The sequence below is a fragment of the Streptomyces sp. NPDC017676 genome (assembly GCF_044329325.1).
Lineage (GTDB): Bacteria > Actinomycetota > Actinomycetes > Streptomycetales > Streptomycetaceae > Streptomyces.
On sequence record NZ_JBIRJA010000026.1, the window covers coordinates 18,796 to 44,954 of the forward strand.

The 26,159-nt window shown below is 72.8% G+C and carries 24 protein-coding genes and 1 pseudogene; 13 read left to right on the forward strand and 12 right to left on the reverse strand.

What is annotated here, in order from left to right; genetic code table 11:
* Window positions 1-23: 23 nt before the first annotated feature.
* Window positions 24-887, forward strand: coding sequence for an alpha/beta fold hydrolase (locus tag ACH4LD_RS38550; protein WP_398058979.1), 864 nt, complete (start codon window positions 24-26; stop codon window positions 885-887).
* Window positions 888-934: 47 nt separating this feature from the next.
* On the opposite strand, the gene ACH4LD_RS38555 is transcribed toward ACH4LD_RS38550, so the two are convergent.
* From ACH4LD_RS38555 to glgX, 5 genes and pseudogenes are all read right to left on the reverse strand, one after another.
* Complete coding sequence (locus tag ACH4LD_RS38555) at window positions 935-2,152, reverse strand: hypothetical protein (RefSeq protein WP_398059031.1); 1,218 nt, start codon at window positions 2,150-2,152, stop codon at window positions 935-937.
* 152 nt (window positions 2,153-2,304) lie between these two features.
* Window positions 2,305-3,144: pseudogene (locus ACH4LD_RS38560) on the reverse strand (dolichyl-phosphate beta-glucosyltransferase); the annotation flags it as partial.
* A gap of 28 nt (window positions 3,145-3,172) precedes the next feature.
* Window positions 3,173-3,730, reverse strand: a complete 558-nt coding sequence (locus tag ACH4LD_RS38565; RefSeq protein ID WP_398058980.1) for a hypothetical protein — start codon at window positions 3,728-3,730, stop codon at window positions 3,173-3,175.
* A gap of 49 nt (window positions 3,731-3,779) precedes the next feature.
* Window positions 3,780-4,286: a SigE family RNA polymerase sigma factor gene (locus ACH4LD_RS38570; RefSeq protein WP_132791345.1), complete on the reverse strand. Its 507-nt coding sequence runs from the start codon at window positions 4,284-4,286 to the stop codon at window positions 3,780-3,782.
* Between the two features lie 113 nt (window positions 4,287-4,399).
* Entirely contained in the window at window positions 4,400-6,643 is a 2,244-nt protein-coding gene (gene glgX / locus ACH4LD_RS38575; RefSeq protein ID WP_398058981.1) for a glycogen debranching protein GlgX, read from the reverse strand.
* A gap of 230 nt (window positions 6,644-6,873) precedes the next feature.
* On the opposite strand from glgX, the gene ACH4LD_RS38580 reads away from it, so the two are divergent.
* The 6 genes from ACH4LD_RS38580 (at window position 6,874) to ACH4LD_RS38605 (ending at window position 13,176) form a co-directional block, all read left to right on the forward strand.
* Window positions 6,874-8,097, forward strand: a complete 1,224-nt coding sequence (locus ACH4LD_RS38580; RefSeq protein ID WP_181140284.1) for an Ig-like domain-containing protein — start codon at window positions 6,874-6,876, stop codon at window positions 8,095-8,097.
* Between the two features lie 158 nt (window positions 8,098-8,255).
* Window positions 8,256-9,491 carry an Ig-like domain-containing protein gene (locus tag ACH4LD_RS38585; protein ID WP_398058982.1) on the forward strand — a complete coding sequence of 412 codons (1,236 nt, stop codon included), beginning with the start codon at window positions 8,256-8,258 and terminating at the stop codon, window positions 9,489-9,491.
* Between the two features lie 80 nt (window positions 9,492-9,571).
* Entirely contained in the window at window positions 9,572-10,339 is a 768-nt protein-coding gene (locus tag ACH4LD_RS38590; protein WP_030658293.1) for an enoyl-CoA hydratase/isomerase family protein, read from the forward strand.
* Between the two features lie 194 nt (window positions 10,340-10,533).
* On the forward strand, window positions 10,534-11,142 hold the full coding sequence (locus tag ACH4LD_RS38595) for an ATP-binding protein (protein WP_398058983.1): 609 nt from the start codon (window positions 10,534-10,536) through the stop codon (window positions 11,140-11,142).
* 70 nt (window positions 11,143-11,212) lie between these two features.
* Window positions 11,213-11,989 carry a polysaccharide deacetylase family protein gene (locus ACH4LD_RS38600; protein ID WP_398058984.1) on the forward strand — a complete coding sequence of 259 codons (777 nt, stop codon included), beginning with the start codon at window positions 11,213-11,215 and terminating at the stop codon, window positions 11,987-11,989.
* Complete coding sequence (locus tag ACH4LD_RS38605; protein WP_398058985.1) at window positions 11,989-13,176, forward strand: YncE family protein; 1,188 nt, start codon at window positions 11,989-11,991, stop codon at window positions 13,174-13,176. The genes ACH4LD_RS38600 and ACH4LD_RS38605 overlap by 1 nt, the downstream gene beginning before the upstream one ends.
* Here the strand turns inward: ACH4LD_RS38605 and ACH4LD_RS38610 are convergent.
* On the reverse strand, window positions 13,143-13,796 hold the full coding sequence (locus ACH4LD_RS38610; protein WP_398058986.1) for a GNAT family N-acetyltransferase: 654 nt from the start codon (window positions 13,794-13,796) through the stop codon (window positions 13,143-13,145). The two genes, ACH4LD_RS38605 and ACH4LD_RS38610, sit on opposite strands and share 34 nt — an antisense overlap.
* A 48-nt stretch (window positions 13,797-13,844) precedes the next feature.
* On the opposite strand from ACH4LD_RS38610, the gene ACH4LD_RS38615 reads away from it, so the two are divergent.
* Both ACH4LD_RS38615 and ACH4LD_RS38620 read left to right on the forward strand, forming a co-directional pair.
* Window positions 13,845-14,756, forward strand: coding sequence for a MerR family transcriptional regulator (locus ACH4LD_RS38615; RefSeq protein WP_398058987.1), 912 nt, complete (start codon window positions 13,845-13,847; stop codon window positions 14,754-14,756).
* A 59-nt stretch (window positions 14,757-14,815) separates the two neighbouring features.
* Window positions 14,816-15,028 carry an EF-hand domain-containing protein gene (locus tag ACH4LD_RS38620; protein ID WP_398059032.1) on the forward strand — a complete coding sequence of 71 codons (213 nt, stop codon included), beginning with the start codon at window positions 14,816-14,818 and terminating at the stop codon, window positions 15,026-15,028.
* Between the two features lie 75 nt (window positions 15,029-15,103).
* On the opposite strand, the gene ACH4LD_RS38625 is transcribed toward ACH4LD_RS38620, so the two are convergent.
* Both ACH4LD_RS38625 and ACH4LD_RS38630 read right to left on the reverse strand, forming a co-directional pair.
* Window positions 15,104-15,955 carry an ABC transporter ATP-binding protein gene (locus tag ACH4LD_RS38625; RefSeq protein ID WP_398058988.1) on the reverse strand — a complete coding sequence of 284 codons (852 nt, stop codon included), beginning with the start codon at window positions 15,953-15,955 and terminating at the stop codon, window positions 15,104-15,106.
* Window positions 15,952-17,637 carry a 2-isopropylmalate synthase gene (locus ACH4LD_RS38630; protein WP_398058989.1) on the reverse strand — a complete coding sequence of 562 codons (1,686 nt, stop codon included), beginning with the start codon at window positions 17,635-17,637 and terminating at the stop codon, window positions 15,952-15,954. Before ACH4LD_RS38630 ends, ACH4LD_RS38625 begins: the two co-directional genes overlap by 4 nt.
* Before the next feature lie 206 nt (window positions 17,638-17,843).
* Between ACH4LD_RS38630 and ACH4LD_RS38635 the strand changes: the two genes are divergently transcribed.
* Window positions 17,844-18,536 carry a FadR/GntR family transcriptional regulator gene (locus tag ACH4LD_RS38635; RefSeq protein WP_398058990.1) on the forward strand — a complete coding sequence of 231 codons (693 nt, stop codon included), beginning with the start codon at window positions 17,844-17,846 and terminating at the stop codon, window positions 18,534-18,536.
* Between the two features lie 425 nt (window positions 18,537-18,961).
* On the opposite strand, the gene ACH4LD_RS38640 is transcribed toward ACH4LD_RS38635, so the two are convergent.
* On the reverse strand, window positions 18,962-19,879 hold the full coding sequence (locus ACH4LD_RS38640; protein ID WP_398058991.1) for an AraC family transcriptional regulator: 918 nt from the start codon (window positions 19,877-19,879) through the stop codon (window positions 18,962-18,964).
* A gap of 102 nt (window positions 19,880-19,981) precedes the next feature.
* On the opposite strand from ACH4LD_RS38640, the gene ACH4LD_RS38645 reads away from it, so the two are divergent.
* Entirely contained in the window at window positions 19,982-20,974 is a 993-nt protein-coding gene (locus ACH4LD_RS38645; RefSeq protein WP_398058992.1) for a zinc-dependent alcohol dehydrogenase family protein, read from the forward strand.
* A 92-nt stretch (window positions 20,975-21,066) separates the two neighbouring features.
* Window positions 21,067-21,762 carry an NADPH-dependent F420 reductase gene (locus tag ACH4LD_RS38650; protein ID WP_398058993.1) on the forward strand — a complete coding sequence of 232 codons (696 nt, stop codon included), beginning with the start codon at window positions 21,067-21,069 and terminating at the stop codon, window positions 21,760-21,762.
* Window positions 21,763-21,793: 31 nt separating this feature from the next.
* On the opposite strand, the gene ACH4LD_RS38655 is transcribed toward ACH4LD_RS38650, so the two are convergent.
* Together ACH4LD_RS38655 and ACH4LD_RS38660 are read right to left on the reverse strand one after the other, a co-directional pair.
* Window positions 21,794-22,351, reverse strand: a complete 558-nt coding sequence (locus ACH4LD_RS38655; protein ID WP_398058994.1) for a glycoside hydrolase family 25 protein — start codon at window positions 22,349-22,351, stop codon at window positions 21,794-21,796.
* Window positions 22,352-22,387: 36 nt separating this feature from the next.
* Window positions 22,388-23,419: a phosphatidylinositol-specific phospholipase C domain-containing protein gene (locus ACH4LD_RS38660; protein WP_398058995.1), complete on the reverse strand. Its 1,032-nt coding sequence runs from the start codon at window positions 23,417-23,419 to the stop codon at window positions 22,388-22,390.
* Window positions 23,420-23,654: 235 nt separating this feature from the next.
* Here ACH4LD_RS38660 and ACH4LD_RS38665 point away from each other — a divergent pair, with 235 nt between their 5' ends.
* Window positions 23,655-24,653 (forward strand): M28 family metallopeptidase, encoded by a 999-nt coding sequence (locus ACH4LD_RS38665; protein WP_398058996.1) that lies wholly within the window; start codon window positions 23,655-23,657, stop codon window positions 24,651-24,653.
* A gap of 103 nt (window positions 24,654-24,756) precedes the next feature.
* On the opposite strand, the gene ACH4LD_RS38670 is transcribed toward ACH4LD_RS38665, so the two are convergent.
* Window positions 24,757-26,124 carry an L-serine ammonia-lyase gene (locus ACH4LD_RS38670; RefSeq protein ID WP_132791300.1) on the reverse strand — a complete coding sequence of 456 codons (1,368 nt, stop codon included), beginning with the start codon at window positions 26,122-26,124 and terminating at the stop codon, window positions 24,757-24,759.
* Window positions 26,125-26,159 lie beyond the last annotated feature (35 nt).

Below are 26,159 nucleotides of genomic sequence, written 5' to 3' on the forward strand. Positions count from 1 at the left end.
CGCGGCTGACAGGGTTCCCGGTCATGCCCACCTTCTCGGCGTACGACGGGACCCGGCTCGCCTACCACGTGGCCGGGGACGGCCCCCCGGTGGTCTGTCTGCCCGGGGGCCCGACGGATTCCGCCTACCTCGCCGACCTCGGCGGGCTGTCCGCGCACCGGCAGGTGATCAGGCTGGATCTGCGGGGCACCGGCCGCTCCGCGACACCGCGGGACACCGCCTCCTGCCGTTGCGACCGGCTCGTCGACGATGTGCAGGCCCTGCGTGAACACCTGGGCCTGGACCGGGTGGACCTGCTCGCGCACTGCGCCGGCGCGAATCTGGCCGTGCTCTGTGCGAGCCGCCACCCGGACGGCGTCGGCAGGCTCGCGCTGATCACACCGAGCGTCCGGGCCGTCGGCCTCACGATCACCGGTGACCTCCGGCTCCGGACCGCGGGGCTGCGCCGGGAGGAGCCGTGGTTCCCGGAGGCGTTCGCGGCCTTGGAGGCGATCGTGGCGGGGGAGGCCACCCCCGACCGCTGGCAGGCCGTCACACCGTTCTCCCACGGCCGCTGGGACGCGGCGGCCCGGGCCTACCAGGCGACCCAGGACGAGCGGACGGACCCGGAGATCGTCGCCGCCTTCAGCGCCGAAGGAGCCTTCGCCCCGGCGGCCACCCGCGCCGCGCTCGCCCGGTTCCCGCGGCCCGTCCTCCTCCTGGCCGGCGAGGTCGACCCGGGAGCCCCTCCCGGCACCACGGCCGAGTTCGCGGACCTCTTCCCGGACGCCGAACTCGTCGTCCAGCCCGGCGCCGGGCACTACCCGTGGCTCGACGACGCCGACCGGTTCGTGGCCGCCGTCGCGGCGTTCCTGGGACCGGCCGACGTCCCGGGACAGCACACCTAGGGCCTCTCGTTCGGACGAAAGACCCCAGCCCCGGCCGGCGGGCCGGATCACGGCACTCCCAGTTCGAAGAGCGCGTACCCGGCGTACGAGCCGGACGCCAGGGCCGCGATGCCCAGCACGGTGCACTGCACGGGCAGGCTCAGCCGGCGCATGGCGACCGCGAGCGGCAGGAACAGCGGGAAGCAGGGCAGCAGGTAGCGGGAGATGTTGGCGACGATCTGCTGGCTGCCGAGCACCAGGACCAGGGTGAGGACGGTGTACACGACCAGCACCGCCGGCGGGCGCAGCCGCAGCAGCAGCGGCAGCAGCGCGCCGGCGAGCAGGATGACGCCGACGGCGATGACGTCCGCGAAGGGGTAGGCGAAGAGATAGTCGAACTTGCCCACGGGCACGGACGTCAGCACGTCCAGGGTCTGCTCGCCGTAGTCGAAGCTGTGCGCCCAGGCGCCCGACTGGAGCTCGAAGTAGCCGCCCAGGTCGCCCATGCGGTCGCCGACCCAGAGCAGATAGCCGAGCAGCCCCAGCGGCGCGAGGGCCGTGGCCAGCAGCGGGCGCAGGGCGCCGTCCTCCCGGCGGCGCAGGGACAGCAGCGCGGCCACGCCGAGCGCGGCGATCAGCGCGGCGGCCGTGGGCCTGTTGAGACCGGCCGCGAAGGTGAGCACGCCGGCGGTGAGCCAGCGGCGGGTGAGGACGGCGTGGCAGGCCCAGGCGGCCAGGGCCACGTAGAGGGAGTCGGAGTAGACCGCCCACTCCACGCCCGAGCCCGGCCACACCGCCCACAGTCCGGCCGCCGCGAGCCCGGCCCGCGGGCCGCCGAACCGCTCGGCGACGGCGTGGATGCCGAGTGCGGCGGCGAAGGAGGCGGTGATGGAGACCAGCAGCCCGGCGCCGTAGGAGCCGAGGCCGGTGACGGCCGAGGCCAGCCGCATCAGGGCCGGGTAGAGCGGGAAGAACGCCGCCGAGTTGCCCTCCAGCGTGATCAGGCCGGTGGCGCCCGGGACGGGGACGAGCTTCGGGTCGTAGCCGTGCAGCGCGATCTGCTGGTACCACCAGCCGTCCCAGGTGGCCAGCACGTCCCAGGCGTGTGCGCCGCCGCCGAACCGGGGGTGCTTGGCGCGGTAGTCCCCGGTGGAGGACAGCAGGTACATGAACGAGCAGAAACCGGCCAGCTTCAACGTGCCGAACAGGGCGAGGACCGGTCCGTGGCGGCGGGCGGCGGACCGCAGCCGGGAGCGGGGCGCGGCCTCGGGGACCGGGGTGCGGATGCCGGACCCGGCCCCCCGGGGCCGGGCGGTGGCCGGGTACTCGGCGGGCGCCCGGGTGGCCCGCGAGGCCGCCGCCGTACCGGCCGCGCCCGGCCGCGCCGACGAGGCGCGGGAGTGGGTCGCGGTCACCGGACCACCGGCCCCGGCCGGCGGCGGCCCAGGGTGCGCCGCATCCGTACGATCCCGCGCAGGTCGGCCAGGGCGGTGGCGAGGATGTCGACGCTGCTGTCCGGGTCGTCCACCCAGTCCACCGGCACCTCGTGGATCCTGAGGCCGGCCCGCTCGGCGAGCACGAGCAACTCGGTGTCGAAGAACCACCCCCCGTCCCGCACCAGCGGCAGCAGCCGCTCGGCGGTCTCCCGCCGGACCGCCTTGAACCCGCACTGCGCGTCGGAGAAGCCGACGGCCAGCGTGCAGCGCAGCAGGGCGTTGTAACAGCGGGATATGACCTCTCGCCTGCTCCCGCGCACCACCCGGGCGCCGGGCGCCAGCCGGGTGCCGATGGCCAGGTCGGAGTGGCCGGAGATCAGCGGGGCCACCAGCGGCAGCAGCGCGGTGAGCCCGGTGGACAGGTCCACGTCGAGATACGCCAGCACGGGTGCCCGGGAACCCGACCAGGCGGCCCGCAGCGCCCGGCCGCGGCCCTTGTCGGGCAGCCGCAGCGAGACCACCTCCGGAAGTTCGCCGGCGACCCGGGCGGCGATGACCGGGGTCCGGTCGGTGCTCGCGTTGTCGGCGATGGTGATCCGGAACGGATAGGGGAAGCCGTCCCGCAGATGCGCGTGCAGCCGCCGGACGTTGCGCTCCAGGTCCTTCTCCTCGTTGAACACCGGCACGGTCACGTCCAGGACGGGGTCCTCCTGGGGCGTCGGCACGGGGGTGCGCCGGGGTGCCGCGACCGGTGACCCACTCGGTCGGGCCGGCCGGCCTGGTCGGATGTATGTCACGTAATTACCTGTTTGTTCCGGTGAGAAGGGTGCACGGAAGGGCATGCGCGGGCGGGAGTCGGAGGGGGCGCCGCTAGTCGCCCGGGCCGACCGACGACGAGGGGTCGTCCGACGGTCCGGCCGCCCCGCTCGCCGTCGCGGTGGCCGGTGGGGTGTCGCCGTCGTCCCGGGCGGTGGCCGTGGCCGTCGGCGGCCGGTGCGCGGTGGTCACCGAACTCTCCGGGGCGGTGGGCGGGGCGGAGGTGGTCGCGGTGTCGCCCGGTGACGGCAGGCCCGTCGGCGTCGACGTCGTCGTGGACGACGGGGACGCCGGCGGATCCGGCGTCCGGGACGGCGACTGCGACGGCGAGGTGCTCGGCGTGGGCGCCGGGCTCACCGCGGGCCGGGGGCGCGGGGCGGTGGGCCGGTCGGCGGTGTGGCCGTGCGGCCACAGGAAAAGGCCCAGGCCGAGCCCGGCCACCGCCAGCACGGAACCGACGGCCCGGCGCGCCGCGCGCACCCGGCGCCGGGCGCGCACGCCCGCGCGCAGCGCCTCCCGGTGCCGGACCTCGAACGGCACCGGGTGCTGGGCCCGGTGCATGAGCCGCGTCAACTCCCGCTCGAAGTGATCCGTGCCGTCCGGCGGAGACATGCGGTCTTCCCCGTGATCCGTGTGGTCCCTGCGCTCCATGGGTTCTCCCTCACCCCACCGGCTCGATGACGTCGGCCAGCAGCCCGCGGAGCCGGGCCACCCCGCGCGCGGCATGCGACCGGGCCGTGCCCACCGGGCAGCCCAGGGCCTCCGCGACCTGCCGGTCGGGCAGGTCCTGGTAGTAGCGCAGGACCACGGCGGCCCGCTGCCGCGGCGTCAGCTGGGCGAGCGCCGCCTCCAGGCGGGACCGCTCGGCCACGGTCGCCGACACGTCGCCGTACGCCGCCACCTCGGGCAGTTCCTCCACGGGCCGTTCGCCCCACCAGCGCCGGCGGGCCGACCGGGCCGCGGCCCGCGCCAGCACCTTGCGCACATAGGCCTCCGGCGCCTCGTCGGCGACCTTCGGCCAGACGAACCACAGCTTGACCAAGGACTCCTGCAACAGGTCCTCGGCGCGGTGCCGGTCCCCGCCGGTGAGCAGACGGGCGAGATGGAACAACACCGACCAGCGGGCCGCCACGAACGCGTCGTACTCACCGGCCCTGGCCTGCTCCATCCCACGGTCCCCGTTCTCGCCGGCTCTTCCTCCACCAGGGGTAAGGCACTGGGCCCCCGCCGGCGCTGCACCCGGCGAGCGTGATCCGCGTCACGCACGGCTCTCACACGGGCTCAGGCCACCCTCAGCAGCAGCACCGCCCGAGCCGGAACCGTGATCTCCGTCCCCGCCCGGTGGACCGTACCCGGCGCCCGCTCCTGCTCCTCCACGGAGGTGTCCACGACCACCTCGTACCGCTGCGCCCACGGCGGGCCGGGCAGCACGAAGCCGGTCGGCCGCTCGCCCGCGTGCAGCACGGCGAGGAAGCTGTCGTCCACCACCGGCGCGCCCCGCTCGTCGCGGCCCGGGATGTCCCTGCCGGACAGGTACATGCCGAGCGTGGCGGCGGGCGCGTACCAGTCGCCCTCGGTCATCTCCGCGCCCCGCGCGGTGAACCAGGCCAGGTCGCGCAGCCCGTCCGCGGTCTGGGCGCGGCCGGAGAAGAAGGCCCGCCGGCGCAGCACCGGATGCCGGTGGCGCAGCGCGATCAGCCGCGAGGTCAGGTCGAACAGCGCCCGCCAGCCGGGCTGTTCGAGCAGCGACCAGTCCAGCCAGCTGATCTCGTTGTCCTGGCAGTAGGCGTTGTTGTTGCCGCGCTGGGTGCGGCCCAGTTCGTCACCGGCGACCAGCATGGGCACACCGGTGGACAGCAGCAGGGTCGTCAGCAGGTTCCGCAGCTGCCTGCGGCGCAGGGCCCGTACGCCCTCGTCCTCGGTCTCCCCCTCGGCGCCGCAGTTCCAGGAGCGGTTGTCGTTCGTGCCGTCCCGGTTGTTCTCGCCGTTGGCCTCGTTGTGCTTGGCCCCGTACGACACCAGGTCGCGCAGGGTGAAGCCGTCGTGCGCGGTGACGAAGTTGACGGAGGCGTAGGGGCGCCGGCCGCCCCAGGCGTACAGGTCGCTGGAGCCGGAGAGGCGGTAGCCCATCTCGCGCACGTCGGGCAGGGCGTGCCGCCAGAAGTCCCGTACCGCGTTGCGGTAGCGGTCGTTCCACTCGGTCCACAGAGGCGGGAAGGCGCCCACCTGGTAGCCGCCGGAGCCGATGTCCCACGGCTCGGCGATCAGCTTCACCCGGCGCAGCACCGGGTCCTGGGCGATGACCGCCAGGAACGGGGAGAGCATGTCGACGTCGTGCATCGAGCGGGCCAGCGCCGCCGCCAGGTCGAAGCGGAAGCCGTCCACGCCCATCTCGGTCACCCAGTAGCGCAGCGAGTCGGTGATCAGGCGCAGCACCTGGGGCCGTACCACGTGCAGGGTGTTGCCGCAGCCGGTGTAGTCGGCGTACCGGCGGGCGTCGTCCTGGAGCCGGTAGTAGCCGCGGTTGTCGATGCCCTTCAGGGACAGCGTGGGGCCCAGCTCGCCCGCCTCCGCGGTGTGGTTGTAGACCACGTCGAGGATGACCTCGATGCCGGCCGCGTGCAGCGCGCGCACCATCCGCTTGAACTCGCCGACCTGCTGTCCGGTCGTACCGGCGGCCGCGTAGGCCGCGTGCGGGGCGAAGTAGCCGATGGAGTTGTAGCCCCAGTAGTTCCTCAGGCCCCGGCGCAGCAGGTGGTCCTCGTGCGCGAACTGGTGCACCGGCAGCAGCTCGACGGCCGTGACGCCCAGCCTGACGAGGTGGTCGATCGCGGCCGGGTGCGCCAGCCCCGCGTAGGTGCCGCGCAGTTCCTCGGGGACGCCGGGGTGCAGCTTGGTGAAGCCCCGCACGTGCAGCTCGTAGATCACCGAGTCGGCCCACGGCGTCTTGGGGCGCCGGTCGTCGGACCAGTCGTCGTCATCGTGGACGACGACTCCCTTCGGGACGTACGGCGCCGAGTCCCGCTCGTCGCGCACGGTGTCGGCGACCGACTGGTCCGGCCAGTCCCGCACGTGCCCGTACACCTCCGGCGGCAGGCCGAAATCGCCGTCCACCGCGCGCGCGTACGGGTCCAGCAGCAGCTTCGCCGGGTTCCAGCGGGCGCCGGTCCACGGGTCCCAGCGGCCGTCCACCCGGTAGCCGTAGCGCTGGCCCGGCATCACACCGGGCACGAAGCCGTGCCAGATCTCGTGCGTCAGTTCGGTCAGCGGGATCTGCGTCTCCCGGCCGCCCTCGTCGAAGAGGCACACCCGGACCCCCTCCGCACCGGCCGCCCACAGCGCGAAGTTGGTGCCCGCCACCCCGTCCGGGCCGGCCCGGAACCGGGCCCCCAGCGGGGTCGGCGCACCCGGCCACACCGCCGGGACGGGCGGTACGGCCCGCCGGGCGCCGTTCACCGCCGCCGGTTGCCCGCTGCCCGTGGCCGGCCCCCCGGCCGGTGCCCGCTGCTCGGCTGCGCTCGTCACTGTCGCCCCTCTTCCCAGTGGCTCGCCCGAGGGGCGCGACCGGCCGCGCCGGCCGGCCGGGGGCGCTCCCGGCACCCCGGCCACCCGGTCCGACCGCGCCCCGACGGCTCCGACGCGGGCCGGGGGTCCCCTGCGGGGGGACCCCCAACGTGTCGTCCTTCCCTCTGTTCTGCCCAGCGCGTGGCTCGCACTCACGTTTCCCCGGAGCGGGCCCGGTCGTTGGGTCTCGCGTGAGGCACGTAACTGGACGCGCACGGCGCGCGGGGGCCGCGCTGGCCGCCGTACTGACATGGGCGGGGCTGCTCGCGGGCTGCTCCATGGACGGCTCGGGCCCCCTGGGCATGGGCGGGGCGCTGGGCAAGCCCCCGGCCCCCGAGGACGTCATCCGGGTGACCCCCGACGACGGCAGCAAGGCCGTACGTCCGGGCGACCGGCTACAGGTACGGGTGCCCGGCGGGCGCCTGGAGAAGGTCACCGTGATCAAGTCGCAGGACGCACAGGAGACACCGGTCCCGGGGCGCATCAGCGAGGACGGGCTGACCTGGCGTCCCGACGAGGACCGGCTGGCGCTGGCCGCCCGGTACACCGTCGACGCGGTCGCGCTGGACTCCCACGGCCGCCGCTCGGCCCGGCACACCACCTTCACCACCTACGTCCCCGACCGGCGGTTCATCGCCTACGTCAGCCCGGAGAACCGGGCCACCGTCGGCACCGGCATGATCGTCTCGCTCTCCTTCAGCCAGGAGATCACCGACCGTGCCGCCGTCCAGCGCGCGGTCCGGGTCAGCGCGCGGCCCCCGGTCGAGATCCGCCCGCACTGGTTCGGCAAGGGCCGCCTGGACTTCCGCCCGGAGCGCTACTGGAAGCCGGGCACCGAGGTGACCGTCGACCTGGACCTGCGGGACGTCCAGGGCGCCCCCGGGATCTACGGGCTACAGGACAAGACGTTCTCGTTCACCGTCGGCCGCAGCCAGACCTCCGTGGTCGACGCGGCCCGGCACACCATGGACGTCCGGCGCGACGGACACCTCCTCGCCACCGTCCCCATCACGGCGGGCGCGCCCAAGCACCCGACGTACAACGGGAAGATGGTGGTGATGGACATGCTGGAGGTCACCCGCATGAACAGCCAGACGGTCGGTCTCGGCGCCGAGTACGACATCCCCGACGTCCCGCACGCCATGAAGCTCACCGACTCCGGCACCTTCCTGCACGGCAACTACTGGGCGCCGGACGCCCCCGGCCAGGTCAACGTCAGCCACGGCTGCGTGGGCCTCATGGACGTCAAGGGCGGCAGTTCGGACACCCCGGCGGGCTGGTTCTTCGACCGCAGCCTCGTCGGGGACGTCATCGAAGTGGTCAACAGCAAGGACAAGACCGTCGCTCCGGACAACGGCCTCGGCGGGTGGAACATGGGCTGGAAGGAATGGAAAGCGGGCAGCGCGGTGAAGTAACCAGGTGAGGGGGCGGGGCGCGCGGTACGGGTGCCGGGCGGAAGTTGCGACGGAACGGTGACATTCGCCTGACACCCAGCTCAAATCCTGGCAGTTAATATGCGCGCACAATGTGGTGGGGAGCGGGCCTGACCAGGTCCGCTGGAGGGGAGAACAACGTGAACACGCGGCCTGTGGCGGGGGCGTCGGCGAGGGGGCGGCGAGGCCGTGGGGGACTGGCACTCATAGCCGGCGCCCTGGTGCTGTCGCTCGCCGCGTGCGGCGGGGGCGGCGACTCGGGCTCCGGTTCCGGGGACGGGAAGGGCCAGGGCGCCGGCAGCCAGAAGGGCGAGCAGTCCACGGCCGCGGTCAGCATCGCGCCCAAGTCCGGTGCCACCGGCGTCGACACCAGCGGGGCGCTCAAGGTGAGCGTCGCCCAGGGCAAGCTGACCGAGGTCACCGTCAAGGACGCCAAGGGCACCAAGGTCGAGGGCGCGATATCCGGCGGCGGCGCCTCCTGGACGCCGTCGACCCATCTGGCCGCCGGCACCAAGTACACGGTGCACGCGGTCGCCAAGGACTCCGAGGGTCGCGAGGCCGCCGAGGACTCCACCTTCACCACGTTGACCCCGAAGAACACCTTCGTCGGCTACTTCACCCCCGAGGACGGCTCCACGGTCGGCGTCGGGATGCCGTTCTCCATACGCTTCACCCGGGGCATCACCAGCCCGGAGGCGGTCGAGAAGGCCATCCGCGTCAAGACCGAGCCGGCCGTCGACGTCGAGGGCCACTGGTTCGGCAACGACCGCCTGGACTTCCGGCCCGAGAAGTACTGGAAGGAAGGCACCAAGGTCACCGTCGACCTCGACCTGGACGGCGTCGAGGGCCGCGACGGCGTCTACGGCAAGCAGCGCAAGACCGTGAAGTTCACCATCGGCCGCAACCAGGTCTCCGTCGTGGACGCCAAGAAGCACACGATGAAGGTCACCCAGGACGGCAAGGTCATCAAGACCATCCCGGTCACCACCGGCAAGCCCGGCTACGACACCTGGAACGGCCAGATGGTCATGAGCGAGAAGCTCACCGTCACCCGCATGAACGGCGAGACCGTCGGCTACGGCGGCGAGTACGACATCAAGGACGTCCCGCACGCCATCCGCCTGACCACCTCCGGCACCTTCATCCACGGCAACTACTGGGGCGGCGGCGCCTTCGGCAACTACAACGCCAGCCACGGCTGCGTCGGCCTGCGCGACGTGCGCGGCGGCTACGACAGCTCCGTCCCGGCGGCCTGGTTCTTCAACCACTCGATGATCGGCGACGTGGTGGTCGTCAAGAACTCCCACGACGCCACGGTGGCCCCCGACAACGGCCTCAACGGCTGGAACATGTCGTGGGCCGACTGGAAGAAGTGAGCCCCGTCTGAGGTAAGGGCCCGGTGCTGTGACCTACGGCACCGGGCCCATTGTCGTTAGTGGCCGTTAACCTGACCCCCATGACCGTCACTCTCGAAGTCGCCGAAGGCGTCGGCACCCTGCGGCTCGACCGGCCGCCGATGAACGCGCTGGACATCGCCACCCAGGACCGGCTGAAGGAGCTGGCCGAGGAGGCCACGGACCGCGACGACGTGCGCGCCGTGGTGATCTACGGCGGCGAGCGGGTGTTCGCGGCGGGCGCGGACATCAAGGAGATGCAGAACATGGACCACGCGGCGATGGTCCGGCGCTCCCGCGCCCTCCAGGACTCCTTCACCGCCGTCGCCCGCATCCCCAAGCCCGTCGTCGCGGCCATCACCGGCTACGCCCTCGGCGGCGGCTGCGAGCTGGCCCTGTGCGCCGACTACCGCATCGCCGCCGACAACGCCAAGCTCGGCCAGCCCGAGATCCTGCTCGGCCTGATCCCGGGCGCCGGCGGCACCCAGCGGCTGCCCCGGCTGATCGGCCCCTCCAAGGCCAAGGACCTGATCTTCACGGGCCGTCAGGTCAAGGCCGACGAGGCCCTCGCCATCGGCCTGGTGGACCGCGTCGTACCGGCCGCCGAGGTGTACGAGCAGGCGCACGCCTGGGCCGCGAAGCTCGCCCAGGGCCCGGCCATCGCGCTGCGCGCGGCCAAGGAGTCCGTCGACACCGGTCTGGAGGCCGACATCGACACCGGGCTCGCCGTCGAACGGAACTGGTTCGCGGGTCTGTTCGCCACCGAGGACCGCGAGCGCGGCATGCGCAGCTTCGTGGAGGAGGGGCCGGGCAAGGCCAAGTTCGTCTGACCGTCAACCGCGTGAACACCCCGCCGACTGCCGCGGGTCGCCTTGCAATTGACGCGTCGTCTCATTCGGGTCCCTCGATGGGGCGGTTTATGGGAGCCTTAACGCAACCTTAAGCCTGCCCTGTCGAGGGAGTCCGTCGATTGCCCGGAAGTGAGCCGTCGCCGCAGGTCAACCGGGCTGTTCCGGACATCGACATGCCGACGGCATATGCCGACCGGCGGGCGCGGGGCGAGGGCGTGCGGGGGGCGTATTCCTCCGGAACGGCCCCCAAGACGGCTCCGGACGGCCATCATGGGGGCATGGCGGGGCTGGAGGGCATCGAACAGCCGCGGGGAGACAGCCGTGCGGCCGCGGCGCGCTGGTCACCCGCGGTCGAGGACGAACAGGGGCTCAAGGCGCTCGAACTGTTCGGGAACCCGACGGAGGCAGAGGTCCCGCTGCCGTCCCGCCCGGAGTCCGCGGCCACCGCCCGCCGGCTCGCCCAGGTCGTCGTCCTGCGCACCTGGCGGCTCACCCCCAAACTGGCCGAGGACGCCGTCCTGCTCGTGTCGGAACTCGTCGGCAACGCCGTACGGCACACCGGAGCCCGCGTCTTCGGCCTGCGGATGCGCCGCCGAACCGGCTGGATCCGGGTCGAGGTCCGCGACCCCTCGCGCGGGCTGCCCTGTCTGATGCCGGTCCAGGAACTGGACGTCAGCGGACGCGGACTGTTCCTCGTCGACAAGCTCGCCGACCGCTGGGGCGTCGACCTGCTGCCGCGGGGCAAGACGACGTGGTTCGAGATGAGGGTCGCCGACCGCTGAGGTCCGGCGGGGCGTCCGGTTGCGCCATCTGCGGCGCCAATCGCCCTGTTTCTTACCGATCGCCCCTTAAATGGTGCAGGTGACCCCCACCCACCGCCGTGATGTGCTGCGCACCGGAGCCGGAATCGTCGCCGGCGGTGCGCTCGCCGCCGGATGCGGCACCGGACACGCCGCCCGGCCCCCTGCCTCGGCCGCCCCGGTGCCGTCCTCGGCAGAACCCCCGGCGGGACCCCGGGCCTACCCCGGCCGGCCCGCCCAGATCACCCACGGCCCCCGCACCCGCCCCCAGGTGGCCCTCACCTTCCACGGCCAGGGGGACCCCGCCCTCGCCCGCGCCCTGCTCGACACGGCGGAACAGCGCGGTGCGCGGCTGACCGTGCTCGCCGTCGGCACCTGGCTGGACCAGCACCCGGAGCTCGCCCGCCGCATCCTCGACGGCGGCCACGACCTCGGCAACCACACCCAGCGGCACCTCGACGTCAACACCCTGCCCGAGGCGGAGGCCCGCCGGGAGATCACCGGCTGCGCCGCGCGGCTCAAGCGGCTCACCGGCTCCATCGGCACCTGGTTCCGCCCCTCCCGCGCCCCGGCCGCCTCGCCGCTCGTCGCCCGGCTGGCCCGCGCCGCCGGCTACCCGCACGTGCTGTCGTACGACGTCGACTCGCTCGACTACACCCGCCCCGGCGCCGCCGCCGTCACCCGCGAGGTCCTCGCCGGCGTACGCAACGGATCGGTGGTGAGCCTGCACTTCGGATACCCCGACACGGTCGCCGCCCTCCCCGACGTCCTGACCGAACTCGGCCGCCGCGGACTGCGCGCGGTCACCACCACGGAGCTGCTGAGCTGATGCGAACCACGAAAGCCGTCCGCCTGCTGGCCGCCGGTGCCGCCGTCACCGCCCTGACGCTGCTCTCCGCGTGCGGCGGCGGGTCCCGCGACCACGCGGACGAGGCCGCCGCCAGCAAGGCGCCGGTCCAGCCGCAGGTGAAGAAGCCGCTGGTCGAGGTGTTGCCGGGGATGCCACCGGTGGACGACCCGGCCGACCTCTACGCCGCCGACCGGCCGAACCGGCTCTCGCCCGTGGTCAAGGACTTCCCCTCCCGGGTGTACGTCCCCAACACCAACTCGGACACCGTCACCGTCATCGACCCCGCAACCTACCGGATCGTCGAGACCATCCCGGTCGGCCGCCAGCCCCAGCACGTCGTGCCGTCCTGGGACCTGAAGACCCTCTGGGTCAACAACGACCTCGGCAACAGCCTCACCCCGATCGACCCGCGGACCGGCCGGGCCGGCAAGCCGGTCGCCGTGCACGACCCGTACAACCTGTACTTCACGCCCGACGGCAAGTACGCCGTCGTCATGGCCTCCATGGACCGCCAACTCGTCTTCCGTGACGCGCACACCATGAAGGTCGTCAAGGCCGTCCCGGTGAGCTGCTACGGCGTCAACCACGCCGACTTCTCCATCGACGGCCGCTACTTCATCGTCTCCTGCGAGTTCAGTGGCGAGATCCTCAAGGTCGACACGGCGCGCATGAAGGTCGTCGCCCAGGAGAAGCTGCCGCTGCACGGCGCCATGCCGCAGGACGTCAAGATCTCCCCGGACGGCAAGCTGTTCTACATCGCCGACATGATGGCGGGCGGCCTGTGGATCCTCGACGGCGACAGGTTCACCCGGCCCCGGTTCCTCGCCACCGGCAAGGGCGCCCACGGCCTCTACGTCAGCCGCGACTCCCGCGAGATGTACATCTCCAACCGGGGCGAGGGCACCATCTCGATCTTCGACTTCACACAGAACCGGCTCACCAAGAAGTGGCACCTGCCCGGCGGCGGCAGCCCCGACATGGGCGGGGTCTCCGCCGACGGCAAGGTCCTGTGGCTGTCCGGCCGGTACAACTCCGAGGTGTACGCCATCGACACCCGCACCGGCGCCCAGCTGGCCCGCGTCAAGGTCGGCAGCGGCCCGCACGGCCTCGCCGTCTACCCCCAGCCGGGCCGCTACTCACTGGGGCACACCGGCATCTTCCGCTGAAGCAGCAGTTCCGCGCCCAGCGGACGGTACCCGGCGGCCTGGAAGGCCCGCAGGCTGCGGGCGTTCCCCGGGGCGACCTGCGCCCACAGCGGCTCCGCGGCGAGCTGCCGGGCGGCGGTCACCAGCAGCCGCCCGAGCCCCCGGTGCCGGGCGTCCTCGGCCACCTCGACCGACACCTCCAGCCGCCCGGCGACCCCGCGACCCATGACCAGCACCCCGCCGTCGGCCACCCAGGCCCGCACCTCGTCCCGGCGCCCCCGGGCGTACCGGATCCGGGGGTGGCCGGCGTCCTCGATCTCCGTCAGCGCGAGCGGCGGCTCACCCGGCAGCGGGTCGCCCACCAGCACCGCGTCGACCGTCTCGGCCCGGCGTCCGGTCCGGTCCAGGAGGGCGGTCAGGAAGCGCGGGTGCATCGTGGCCGCCAGGGGGTCGCAGTCCAGGCCGCGCAGCGCCCCGCGCACCCACTCCGGGTCCTCGTCGGTGAAGACCACCGAGTGCGCGGTGAAGGACAGCACCCCGGCGTCCCGCGGTGAGGGCTGCGGCACGACCGTCGTACCGCCGTCCGCCGGCGGGAAGACACCGGCCGCCGCCGCGTCGAGAATGTCCCGCAAGGTCTCCAAGGCCCGCTCCTTGAGTCTCCACCCACTGGAAGGCCCAGACTCGCAGACATGATCGAGGACGGCACCGGACTTCTCACCATCGGCGAGCTGGCCCGCGCCACCGGACTGAGCGTGCGCACGATCCGCTACTGGTCCGACGCGGGCGTGCTCACCCCGGTGACCCGGTCCGCCGGCGGCTACCGGCTCTACGACGCCGGCGGCGTCGCTCGCCTGGAACTGATCCGCACCCTGCGCGAACTGGGTCTCGGCCTGGCGGACGTGCGCGGGGTGCTGGCCGGCGAGCGGACCGTGGCCCAGGTCGCGGCCACGCACGTGGCGGCGCTGGACGCGCAGATCCGGTCGCTCCAGGTGACCCGTGCGGTGCTGTCCACCGTGGCGCGACGCGGTTCGACCGCGGAGGAGATGACACTCGTGAACAAGCTGGCGCGACTGTCCGCCGCCGAACGGCAGCGGATCATGGAGGAGTTCGTGGCGGAGACGCTGCACGGGCTCGACACCGTGGACCCCGACATCCGGGAACGGATGCGGCGCACCGCCGTCCACCTGGCGGAGGACCCCACGTCCGAGGAGGTGGACGCCTGGGTGGAGCTGGCCGAGATGCTCCAGGACCCCGGGTTCCGCGCACAGATGCGCCGGGCCGTCGAGTTCAACGCGGCCGACCGGCGGCCCGGTGAGCCGCGCGGGCGGTCGCTGTGGTTCGCCAAGCGGCTCGTGGAGCTGGTGGCGCCGGTCCGCGAGCGTGGCGTCGACCCCACCGGGCCCGGGGCGGAGGAGGTGCTGGACGAACTGTTCGGCGACGCCGACCGGGGCGCCGTACTGGACCGCATGACGGCCGGCTTCGACGAGCGCGTGGCCCGCTACCGGGAACTGGTCGCCGTGGTGAACCGGCAGCCCGCGCCACCCCACGCCGAGGACTTCGCCTGGGTGGTCGCCGCACTCCGCTCTCGTACGGGCCGTTAATCTGACCAGCGTCAGTACGCCAGCACGGCATGAGAAACACGACCAAAAGGGGCGGATCGGTGGCGGACATCGAGGAAGCACGCAAGCAGTTCCAGCGGATCGACGCGGACGGTGACGGATTCATCACCGCAGCGGAGTTCAAGTCCGCCCTCGCGCAGCAGGGTGACTGGAACGTCACCGAGGCGGTCGCGGAGGCCGTCATCAGGACCCGCGACCTCAACGGCGACAAGGTGCTGTCGTTCGACGAGTTCTGGGCCTACCTGGGCAAGTGACCCGCCGGCGACAGGGGGTGCCCGCCCCGAGCGGCCCGGGCACCCCCTTCGTCATGCCGTCACGCCGTCACGCCGTCACGCCCTCATGCCCGTCACGCCGTCATGCCGTGACGCCCCGCGCCGGATCCGCACGCTCCAGCGCCCCTCGTGCCGCTCCAGCGTCAACGGCAGGTCGAAGCACTTGCCGACCTGGTCACCGGTGAGCACCGACGCGACCGGCCCCGAGGCCAGCACCCGTCCGTCGCGCAGCAGCACGGCGTGCGTGGTGCCCGCCGGCAGCTCCTCCAGATGATGGGTGACCAGCACCGTCGCCAGCGCCGGATGAGCCGCCCGCAGCTCCTCCAGCGCGTCGATCAGCTGTTCCCGGCCGGGCAGGTCGAGGCCGGTCGCCGGCTCGTCCAGGAGCAGCAGCCGCGGCTCGGGCATCAGCGCCCGCGCGATCAGCGTCCGGCCGCGCTGTCCCTGCGAGAGCGTCGGCCACCGGGCGTCCCGCAGCGCCCCCAGCCCCAGCGTGGCCAGCAGCGCCTCGGCCCGCTCGGTCTGCTCCGGGGTGGGCCGCCACCGGGGGACCGGCTCGACCGAGTTCGTCGCCCCCGTGAGCACCACGTCCCGTACCCGCAGCGGCGAGGTCAGCGGATGGCGCGGGTCGACGTGCCCGACCAGGGCCCGCAACTCGCGCAGGTCCACCCGGCCCAGCCGGTGCCCGAGCACCCGCACCGTGCCCCGGGTCGGATGGACCACCGCGCCGAGCAGCCCCAGCAGGGTGGACTTGCCCGCGCCGTTGGCGCCGAGCAGCGCCCAGTGCTCACCGGCCCGGACGGTCAGTGAGACCTCCTGGAGGATGGGCCGCCCGTCCCGGACGACGTGCACGTCCTCGGCGCGCAGCACCTCCGGCACCTCCGTCGTCTCCGTCGTCGGATCGGTCATCGCACCGCCCGGTTCACCGCGGACAGCACCGCGTGCACGGCGGCCGACGGTCCCGTTCCCGCGCCCCAGGCCGTGACACCGCCGACCCGGCACTCGGCGAAGGCCGCCGCCCCGTCCTCGGCGAAGTCCAGGACCTCGGCCGCGACGCCCGCACCGGCCAGCGCGTCGACGAAGGCGGTCAGCGGGCCGGTGCCCGTGCCCTCGTGGTCGCCGACGCGGTCCCCGGCCTCCAGGGTGCAGACGAAGCGGTGCACGCCCGGGGCCTGTTCGTGCACGGACCAGGCGTGCAGCCGTACCGCCGGCCCCTCCGTCAGGTAGGTCGCCCGGAACAGCTCGTACAGCTCCTTCGGCGTCGCCTCCCGCCCGCTGTCGTCCGTCGCCTCCTGCACGACCCGCGCGAAGTCGGGCCGCATCCGCGTGGGCAGGTCGATGCCGTGGTGCGTGCGCAGCAGGTACGCCACCCCGCCCTTGCCCGACTGGGAGTTGACGCGGATCACCGCCTCGTACGACCGCCCCAGGTCCGCCGGGTCGATCGGCAGGTACGGCACCGACCACGGCGCCTGCGCCTCCGGCACCCCCGACTCCCGGGCGCGGCGGGCGTGCTCGGCCAGTCCCTTGCCGATCGCGTCCTGGTGGGTGCCGGAGAACGCCGTGTGGACCAGCTCCCCGGCATAGGGGTGCCGCGGGTGCACGGGAAGCCGGTTGCAGTGCTCCACCGTCTCCCGTACGGCGTCGATGTCGCCGAGGTCGACCATGGGGTCGACGCCCTGGGCGTAGAGGTTGAGGGCGAGGGTCACCAGGTCGACGTTACCGGTGCGCTCGCCGTTGCCGAACAGGCAGCCCTCCACCCGCTGGGCACCGGCCAGCACGGCGAGCTCGGCGCAGGCGACCCCGGTGCCGCGGTCGTTGTGCGGATGCACCGAGAGGATCACGGAGTCCCGGCGGGCGAGGTTCCGGTGCGCGTACTCGATCTGGTCGGCGTAGACGTTCGGCGTGGCGATCTCCACGGTCGCCGGGAGGTTGTGGGTGACCGGGCGGTCCGGGCTCGCGTCCCACAGCTCCGTGAGCCCGTCGCACAGTTCGAGAACGAAGTCCGGCTCGGTCAGGTTGAACGTCTCCGGTGAGAACTGGAAGCGGATGCCGGGCGCGTCCCCGGCCCGCCGGGCCATCTGCTCCGCCGCCCCGCGCACGGTCCGCCACACCTCGGCCCGGCCGCGGCCGAGCACCACCTCCCGCCAGACCGGCGAGGTGGCGATGTACAGGTGGACCACGGCCCGCGGCAGCCCCTCGATCGCGTCGAAGGTCCGGTCGATCAGGTCGGCGCGGGCGGGCGTGAAGACGACGGGTGTCACGTCGTCCGGCACGGCTCCGCCGTCCGCCAGGTGCCGGACGAAGTCGAAGTCCGTGCGGCTCGCGGACGGATAGCCGACCTCGATCTCCTTGAAGCCCACCGCCACCAGCAGGTCGAAGAAGCGGCGCTTGCGGGGCGTGTCCATGGGCTCGGCCAGCGCCTGGTTGCCGTCGCGCAGGTCCACGGGTACCCAGAGCGGGGCGCGCTCGATCCGGGCGGTGGGCCAGGTCCGGTCGGTCACGGGCACGCTCACCCGGTCCTGGAAAGGGCGGTAGCGGTGGTACGGCATCGGGCTGGGCCGCTGGGGGTTCCAGACGGGGGTGGTGGTCATCGTCGGCTGCCTCTCGGCTCGGTCGGACGTGACCGGCAGCACGGGGCCCCGCGGCGGGGCGCCGGTCGCGTCAGACCCCGCCGCGGCAGCCGAGAAGAAGCAGACCGCGATGCGTCATGCCGGGTACGCTAGCGACACATCAGCTCCTCAGACAAGTGAGAATCGGTCCGCACACCCCACATCCCCTCAGCAAGTTGGTGACCTCGATGCCGCTCGGTGCCCTCCGCCCCAGCCCGCTGGTCGAACAGGCCGCGCAGCGCCTGCGGGAGCAGATCGCCGCCGGGCACTGGCCCGTCGGCGCCAAGCTGCCCGGCGAGACCACCCTCGCCAGGGAACTCGGCGTCGGCCGCTCCACGGTCCGCGAGGCCCTGCGCGCCCTCGCCGGCGCCGGGCTGGTCCGGCCCCGGCACGGCGCCGGCGTCTTCGTCATCGCCACCGAGCCCGTCGAGGACTGGCCCACCCGGCTGCGCCGGGCCGCGGTCACCGATGTCTACGAGGTCCGCATGGGCGTCGAGGTGCAGGCGGCCCGGCTCGCCGCGCGGCGCCGTACCCCCGAGGACGTCACGGCGCTGCGGGCGGCGCTGGAGGACCGCCGTACGGCCGCCGCCGGGGACGACGCGGGTTTCGTGGACGCCGACATCGCCCTGCACGCGGCCGTGGTCACCGCCGCTCACAACCCTGTGCTCACCGGCCTGTTCACCGAGTTCCTCCCCGTCCTGCGGGAGGGCCTGGTGACCCTGCTGGACCTCACCCGGCTGCGCGCGGAGGACCCGGGCACCGGCGACGACACCCACGCCGCCCTGGTCGACGCCGTCGCCGGGGCGGACGCGGACCGGGCGGCGGCCGTCCTGCAGACCGAGCTGGACCGGACGCTGGAGCTGCTGCGCGAGCGAGGATGACGGGGTACGTCCAACCGGCGGCGCTGCGGCTCAGTGGCCCTGCGGCTCGGTGGCTCTGCGGTTCAGCGGCCCTGCGGCCTAGCGGACTGTGGTTGAGCGACCCTGCGACCCTGCGGCCGGCAGCCCTGTGGCCCAGCGGATTGTGGTTCAGTGGCCCTGCGGCTCAGAGGCCCTGCGGCTCAGAGGCCCTGCGGCCCAGCGGATTGTGGTTCAGCGGCTCAGCGGCTCAGCGGCTCGGCGGCTCAGCGGCTCGGCGGCTCCGCGGCCCTGCGGCCTAGCGGACTGTGGTTCTGCGGCCCTGCGGTGCTGCGGCCGGCAGCCCTGCGGCCTAGCGGCCCTGCGGTCCAGCGGCCCTGCGGCTCAGCGGTCCAGCGGACCTGCGGCTCAGCGGCTCAGCGGCCCGGCTGACCGGCGGCCCAGCAGGTTCACGACGCCTTGCCTCGGTACCGGCCCGGTGTCATCCCGTGCTCCCGTTTGAACGCCTTGGCGAAGGCGAACTCCGAGGTGTAGCCGGTCCGCGCGGCCACCTCACGCAGGGACAGGTCGTCGTGGCGCAGCAGCCGGCCCGCCGTCGTCATCCGCCACCAGGTCAGATACGTCAGCGGTGGCTCGCCCACCAGCGCCGTGAACCGGCGTGCGAAGGCCGCGCGGGACAGCCCGCCGGTGGCACCGAGTTCCGCGACCGTCCAGGGGCGGGCCGGGTCGCCGTGGATCGCGCGGAGCGCCGCCGCGACCGCCGGGTCGGCCAGCGCGGCCGACCAGCCCCGGGCCCGGCCCGCCGCCCGCTCGCTCTCCCACCAGGCCCGCAGGATGTACAGCAGCAGGGTGTCCAGCAGCGAGGTGACGATCGCGTCGGTGCCCGGCCGCCCCTCCTCCAGCTCCATCCCGAGCAGCTCCACCGCCGCCCGCAGCGAACGATTGCCGCCCACCCGGGCCGGCAGGTGCACCACCTCGGGCAGCTCGGCCAGCAGGCGGTGCGCCCGGTCCCGGTCGAGCCGGTAGGTCCCGCACAGGGTGACGGTGTCCGGGCAGCCCTCGCGCGGTTCGTCGGGCGGTCCGCTCCAGGTGCCGTCCGGCAGCCGCCGCATCTCCCGCGGCGCCACGTCGAGCCCGCTGACCAGCGCGTGCCCCTGCCCGTGCGCCAGGAAGACGACGTCCCCCGGCGCCAGCGCCACCGGCTCCCCGTCCCGCGGGACCAGCCAGGCCGAGCCGCGCAGCACCACATGGAACCCGGCCTCGTCGGAGTCGGCCCACCGCAGGCCCCAGGGCGCGTACTGGTACCGGCGCGCGGAGTGCGGCCGGCCGGTGCGCATGGCGGCGACCACGTCGCTCAGCACGTCCATGCGACGACCCTAACGGGCAGTGCGGCAGGCGGAGACGATCGGACAGGAAACCAAGACAGAAGGACATGGATCGTCCACGGCTCGGGACTTAGCGTCGACGACATGACAACCACCGCACGCACCGTGCTCTTTCACGAACTCGGCGGCCCCGAAGTCCTCGGCGTCGAAGAGGTCGAGCTGCCCGCGCCCGGCCCCGGCGAGGTCCTCGTCAGGGTGGAGGCGCTGGGCCTGAACCGCGCCGAGGCCCTCTTCCGCGCGGGCGGCTACTACTACCAGCCGACCCTGCCGGCCTCCCGCAACGGCTACGAGGCGGCCGGCGAGGTGGAGGCCGTGGGCGAGGGCGTCACCGGCTTCGCGCCGGGCGACAAGGTCCTGGCCGCCGCCAACTTCGAGCTCAGCGCCCACGGTGTGCACGCCGAACGGGTCCTGCTGCCCACCGACGCCCTCGTCCCGCGCCCCGCCGGCGTCGACGCGGTCACCGGCGCCGCCGTCTGGCTGACCTACACGACGGCCTACGGCGCCCTGGTCGAGCGGGCCGGACTGGTCCCCGGGCAGCGGGTGCTGATCACCGGCGCCTCCAGCGGGGTCGGCACCGCCGCGATCCAGGTGGTCCGCCGGGCCGGCGCCGTCCCCGTCGTCACCACACGCACCGAGGCCAAACGGCGGCGCCTGCTCGACCTGGGCGCCGAGCACGTGATCGTCAGTGAGGACGAGGACGTGGTGAAGGAGACCCGCAGGGTGACCGGCGGACGGGGTGTGGACATCGTCCTGGACGCGATCGGCGGCCCCGGCTTCGCCGCGCTCGGTGACGCGGTCGCCCCCGACGGCACCCTGGTCAGCTACGGCTGGCTCGACGAGCAGCCCATCCTGCTGCCTCGGCAGTGGCCGCTCACCGTCCACGGCTACGCGAACTTCGTGATCACCGGCGATCCGGAGGGCCGCCATCGCGCCGCCCACTACCTCGGCGCCGGGCTCGGTGACGGTACCCTGCGCCCGGTGATCGCCGAGGTCTTCGACGGTCTGGACCGGATCACGGACGCCCACCGGCTGATGGAGTCCGACGAGCACACGGGAAAGATCGTGGTACGGATCTGAGCGCGCCGCGCGCCGGACGGGCGGCCGTCACCGATGCGGCGCACGACGCGGAATAGTCCGGGGCGCGGCGCGGTTGTCCCGGGGACATTCGCATGCGCGTGCATAAAACCACCCGGAGGTCAGCCATGAAGATCGGCATCATCGGCGCGGGGAACATCGGCGGCAACCTCACCCGGCGGCTCACCGCCCTCGGCCATGACGTCTCCGTCGCCAACTCCCGTGGCCCCGAGACGCTCCGTGACCTCGCGGAGGAGACCGGCGCCACCGCCGTCCGGGCCGAGGACGCGGCCGAGGGCGCCCAGGTCGTGGTCGTCACCGTGCCGCTGAAGGCGGTCCCGGACCTGCCCGCCGGCCTGCTGGACGGCGCGGCCGAGGGCGTCGCGGTCATCGACACCGGCAACTACTACCCGCAGCAGCGGGACGGCCGGATCGCGGCCATCGAGGACGAGGGCCTCACCGAGAGCCGGTGGACCGAGCAGCACCTCGGCCACCCGGTGATCAAGGCCTTCAACGGCACCTACGCGCAGGACATCCTGGACCGGCCCCGCCCCGCGGGCGACCCCGAGCGCATGGCCCTCCCGGTCGCCGGCGACGACGAGGCGGCCAAGCGGATCGTCCGCGACCTGATCGACGAACTCGGCTTCGACACGGTCGACGCCGGCACCATCGCCGACTCCTGGCGCCAGCAGCCCGGCACCCCGGTCTACGGCCTGCGCGCCGGCACGGAAGCGGTACGCAAGGCCCTCGCGGAAGCCTCCCCGGAACGCCCGGCGGACTTCCGGGGCTGACCCGGGTGAGGAGGTGGGGACCACGAGCGCGTCACGCGCTCGTGGCCCACTCCTTCAGTGCCGCCTTGCTCGCGAAGTTCGTCACGTCCTTGTCGTGGGGTTCGCTGGTGTACTGGTGGAACCGCCACTTGGCCTTGATCCGGGGCTTGCCCGCGGTGACGTAGTCGGCTATCCACAGCCCGTCCCCGGCGTAGGAGGTGCTGTCGATGTTCAGCCAGAAGTGGCGGTTGCAGTAGAGCATCACCCGGTTGTCCGGCCGTAGTTCCTTCAGTGTGCGGATGAAGCGGTCCTTCTCGGCGTTGGTCGCGTGGGTGCCGTCGCCGGTGGTCTCCCAGTCGACGGCGAGGAGGTCACCGCGGCGCTCCGGGGCGTGGCTGAGGAAGTACTCGGCCTGGGCGGTGAGGTTGCCGGGCCACAGAAAGTGGTAGAAGCCGACGACCAGGCCCGCGTCGCGGGCATGCTTGGTCTGGGCGGCGAGTCTGGGGTTGACGTACGAACGGCCCTCCGTCGCCTTGATGAAGACGAAGGAGAGACCGTTCGTCGCGTAGGAGGAGGACTGGTAGGCGCTCACGTCGATGCCATGCAGCATGTGAAGGTTGTCCCCCGTCAGCGCCGTTCCGGAACCTCAGCTTCGGGTGGTCACCGAACTCAGCACGGCGGCGGACTTCGCGGACCAGTCCGAGGTGATCAGGCTCGCGTGGTTCTTGGCCAGCAGAGCCAGGCGCGCGGCGACTTCGGCGTCCGTCGGGCTGGTGGAGGAGATCGCCGGTGAGACGTTGTGGGCGTCCGTGGTGATCAGGATGTAGTGGTTCGCGGAGTAGAACGAGGTGTCGTAGCCGTTGTTGACGTACGTGGCCGCGTCACCGTCGAAGAACACGAACCAGGGGCGGATCGAGGCGTCGTAGCGGCTGGTGCGCGGGTCGCCGTTCGCCGCGCCGAGGACGACCGGGAAGGCCTGGGCCGCCGAGATGTTCCCGGCCGCCTTCAGATCACGCAGGTGGTCGCCGTACTCCTCGTCCGTCCAGTAGTGGTCGAACGGGTTGGACTGCTCCACCGTGCCCGGGATCAGGTCGAAGAGGAACTTGCCCTTGAGGGAGTCCCGGGCCGGCCAGGCGTCGGCCTTCGCCGCCGCGTCCAGCGTGCCGTACGTCCCGCCGAGCAGGTCGGCCGGCTTGTAGACGCTGCTGCCCAGCTTCTGCGCGACGAGCGTGTCGAACTCGTCAGGTCCGAGGCCCGCGTTGTCGTTGAAGCCGACCTTCATCTCGACCTTGACGACGATCGGCGGGTGGTCGGGGTGGAGCTGGTTCCAGGCGGCCATGTTGTCCAGGCAGCTGCCGAGGTCCTGGTTGCGGCTCTTGCTGTACAGCTCGCCCGGGGTCTTCGCCGCCTCGCAGTTGTTGTCGTTGCCCAGCGGGTTGCTGTGGCTGACCCGCCAGCGGTGGCTGATGCTGTCGACGTAGACGTCCAGCTCCAGCAGCGAGGCGCCGGAGTCCAACGCCTGGGCGAAGTAGGTGTACTTGGCCTTGTCGTACGCGTTGTGCGTGCCGATGGCCGTCGTCTCGGAGAACTTCGGCGACGCCGCGTGGGCGTTGCCCGGCAGCACCACCAGCACAGCGGCGGCCCCCACGAGCGCCGCCAGTCGTCTCAATCCGCGCATGCGCCAACTTCCCTTGGTCGGAGGAGAATTGGCGGCAGCGTAGGCGGGTGCGGTTATCGCACGGTAGCCCCAGGGGGAACATCGGCCGGGAGGGCGGGCGCAGGCTCCTGATCCGGCCGATCTCGCGGGCCGAGGCTTGACCCGTTCTTGGCATGCGCATGACTTTCAGGGAGAGCGGTACGGCTCCCCAGGCCCGACCCTCACCTTCCGTTTCCTCACCCCACAAGGAGACACAGTGCGCGCACCACGAAGAGCCACCCTGACAGGCCTCGCGCTCGTCACGGCCGTCGCCGGCCTCGCCGCGCTGCCCCCGAACGCCGAAGCGGCCTCCCCGCGCATCCCGGTCCCCACCCTGACCGCGGCCGCGCCCGACATCGACGTCACCAGGGTCCAGGCACACCTCACCGAACTGGGCGCCATAGCGACCCGCAACGGCGGCAACCGCAGGTCGACCGGCCAGGGCTACCGCGACTCGGTCGCCTATGTGAAGGGCAGGCTCCAGGTGGCCGGTTACACCGTCACCGAGCAGTCCTGCACCTCCGGATGCACCCGTGGCGCCGGACCCAACCTGATCGCCGAGTGGCCCTACGGCGACGCGTCGAAGGTCTACATGTTCGGCTCACACCTCGACGGCGTCTCCGCCGGACCCGGCATCAACGACAACGGCTCCGGCAGCGCGACCCTCCTGGAGGTCGCGCTGAAACTGGCCGAGGCCCGCCCCTCGATGGCGGCCCGCGTCCGCTTCGGCTGGTGGACGGACGAGGAACAGGGCCTCAACGGCTCGGACTTCTACGTCCGTTCCCTCACCTCCGCCCAGCGTTCGGCGATCAAGGCGTACTACAACTTCGACATGGTCGCCTCACCCAACGGCGGTTACTTCATCAACCACATCAACTCCACCGCCGCCGCACCGATGAAGGCGTACTGGGACTCGCTGAACCTCCGGCCGGAGGAGAACACCGAGGGCGCGGGCCGCTCCGACGACTACTCCTTCGAGGCCTACGGCATCGCGACCTCCGGCTACGCCATGGGCGCGAGCGCCCGCAAGACCTCGGCGCAGGCGGCCAAATGGGGCGGCACGGCGGGCGCCGCGTACGACCGCTGCTACCACTCCTCCTGCGACACCACCGCCAACATCAACGCCACCGGTCTGAACCGCAGCGCCGACGGTGTCGCCTACACGCTGTGGAAGCAGGCGGTCTCGGCCACCACCCCGACCCGGACGCCACACTGACGACCGCCGGGACGCCACGCTGACGACCGGCCGACCCGCCCAGGAGACGGCGAAGGGGAGGCGGATCCTCGGAATCCGCCTCCCCTCCCGGCATCCGGCCGGGCTAGCACTCGATGATGTTCACCGCGAGCCCGCCCCGCGCCGTCTCCTTGTACTTCACGCTCATGTCCGCGCCGGTGTCCTTCATGGTCTTGATGACCTTGTCCAGGGACACCTTGTGCGAGCCGTCGCCGCGCATCGCCATCTTCGCCGCCGTGACGGCCTTCACCGCGGCCATGCCGTTGCGCTCGATGCACGGGATCTGGACCAGGCCGCCGACCGGGTCGCAGGTCAGGCCGAGGTTGTGCTCCATGCCGATCTCGGCCGCGTTCTCCACCTGCTCGGGGGAGCCGCCGAGCACCTCGGCGAGCGCGCCCGCCGCCATGGAACAGGCGGAGCCCACCTCGCCCTGGCAGCCGACCTCGGCGCCGGAGATGGAGGCGTTCTCCTTGAAGAGCATGCCGATCGCGCCGGCGGCCAGCAGGAACCGCACGACGCCGTCCTCGTCGGCGCCCGGCACGAAGTTGATGTAGTAGTGCAGGACCGCCGGGATGATGCCGGCCGCGCCGTTCGTGGGGGCGGTCACGACCCGGCCGCCCGCCGCGTTCTCCTCGTTCACCGCCATCGCGTAGAGCGTGATCCACTCCATGGCGTGCGCCAGCGGGTCACCCTCGGCGCGCAGCTGGCGGGCCGAGACGGCCGCGCGGCGGCGGACCTTCAGACCGCCGGGCAGGATGCCCTCGCGGGACATGCCACGCTCCACACACGCGCGCATCACCCGCCAGATCTCCAGCAGGCCCGCGCGGATCTCCTCCTCGGAACGCCAGGCCCGCTCGTTCTCCAGCATCAGCGAGGAGATCGACAGGCCCGTCTCCTTCGTCAGGCGCAGCAGCTCGTCGCCCGTGCGGAACGGGTACTTCAGGACCGTGTCGTCCAGCTTGATCCGGTCCGCGCCCACCGCGTCCTCGTCGACGACGAAGCCGCCGCCCACGGAGTAGTACGTCTTGGAGAGCAGCTCCTTGCCGTCGGCGTCGTAGGCCCACAGCGTCATGCCGTTGGCGTGGTACGGCAGGGCCTTGCGGCGGTGCAGCACGAGGTCCCGGTCGAAGTCGAAGGCGATCTCGTGCTCGCCCAGCAGCCGGATCCGCCCCTCCGCCTTGATCGCCTCCACGCGCGCGTCCGCCGTCTCCACGTCCACCGTGCGCGGCGAGTCGCCGGTCAGGCCGAGCAGGACGGCCTTCGGGGTGCCGTGGCCGTGCCCGGTCGCGCCCAGCGAGCCGTACAGCTCCGAGCGGACGGTGGCGGCCTGCTCCAGGAGGCCTTCGTTGCGCAGGCGGCGGGCGAACATCCGCGCCGCCCGCATCGGGCCGACCGTGTGGGAGCTGGACGGACCGATGCCGATCGAGAACAGGTCGAAGACCGAGATGGCCACGGTCACTCCTCAAGACAGCAGGGGGGTGGTGGGGC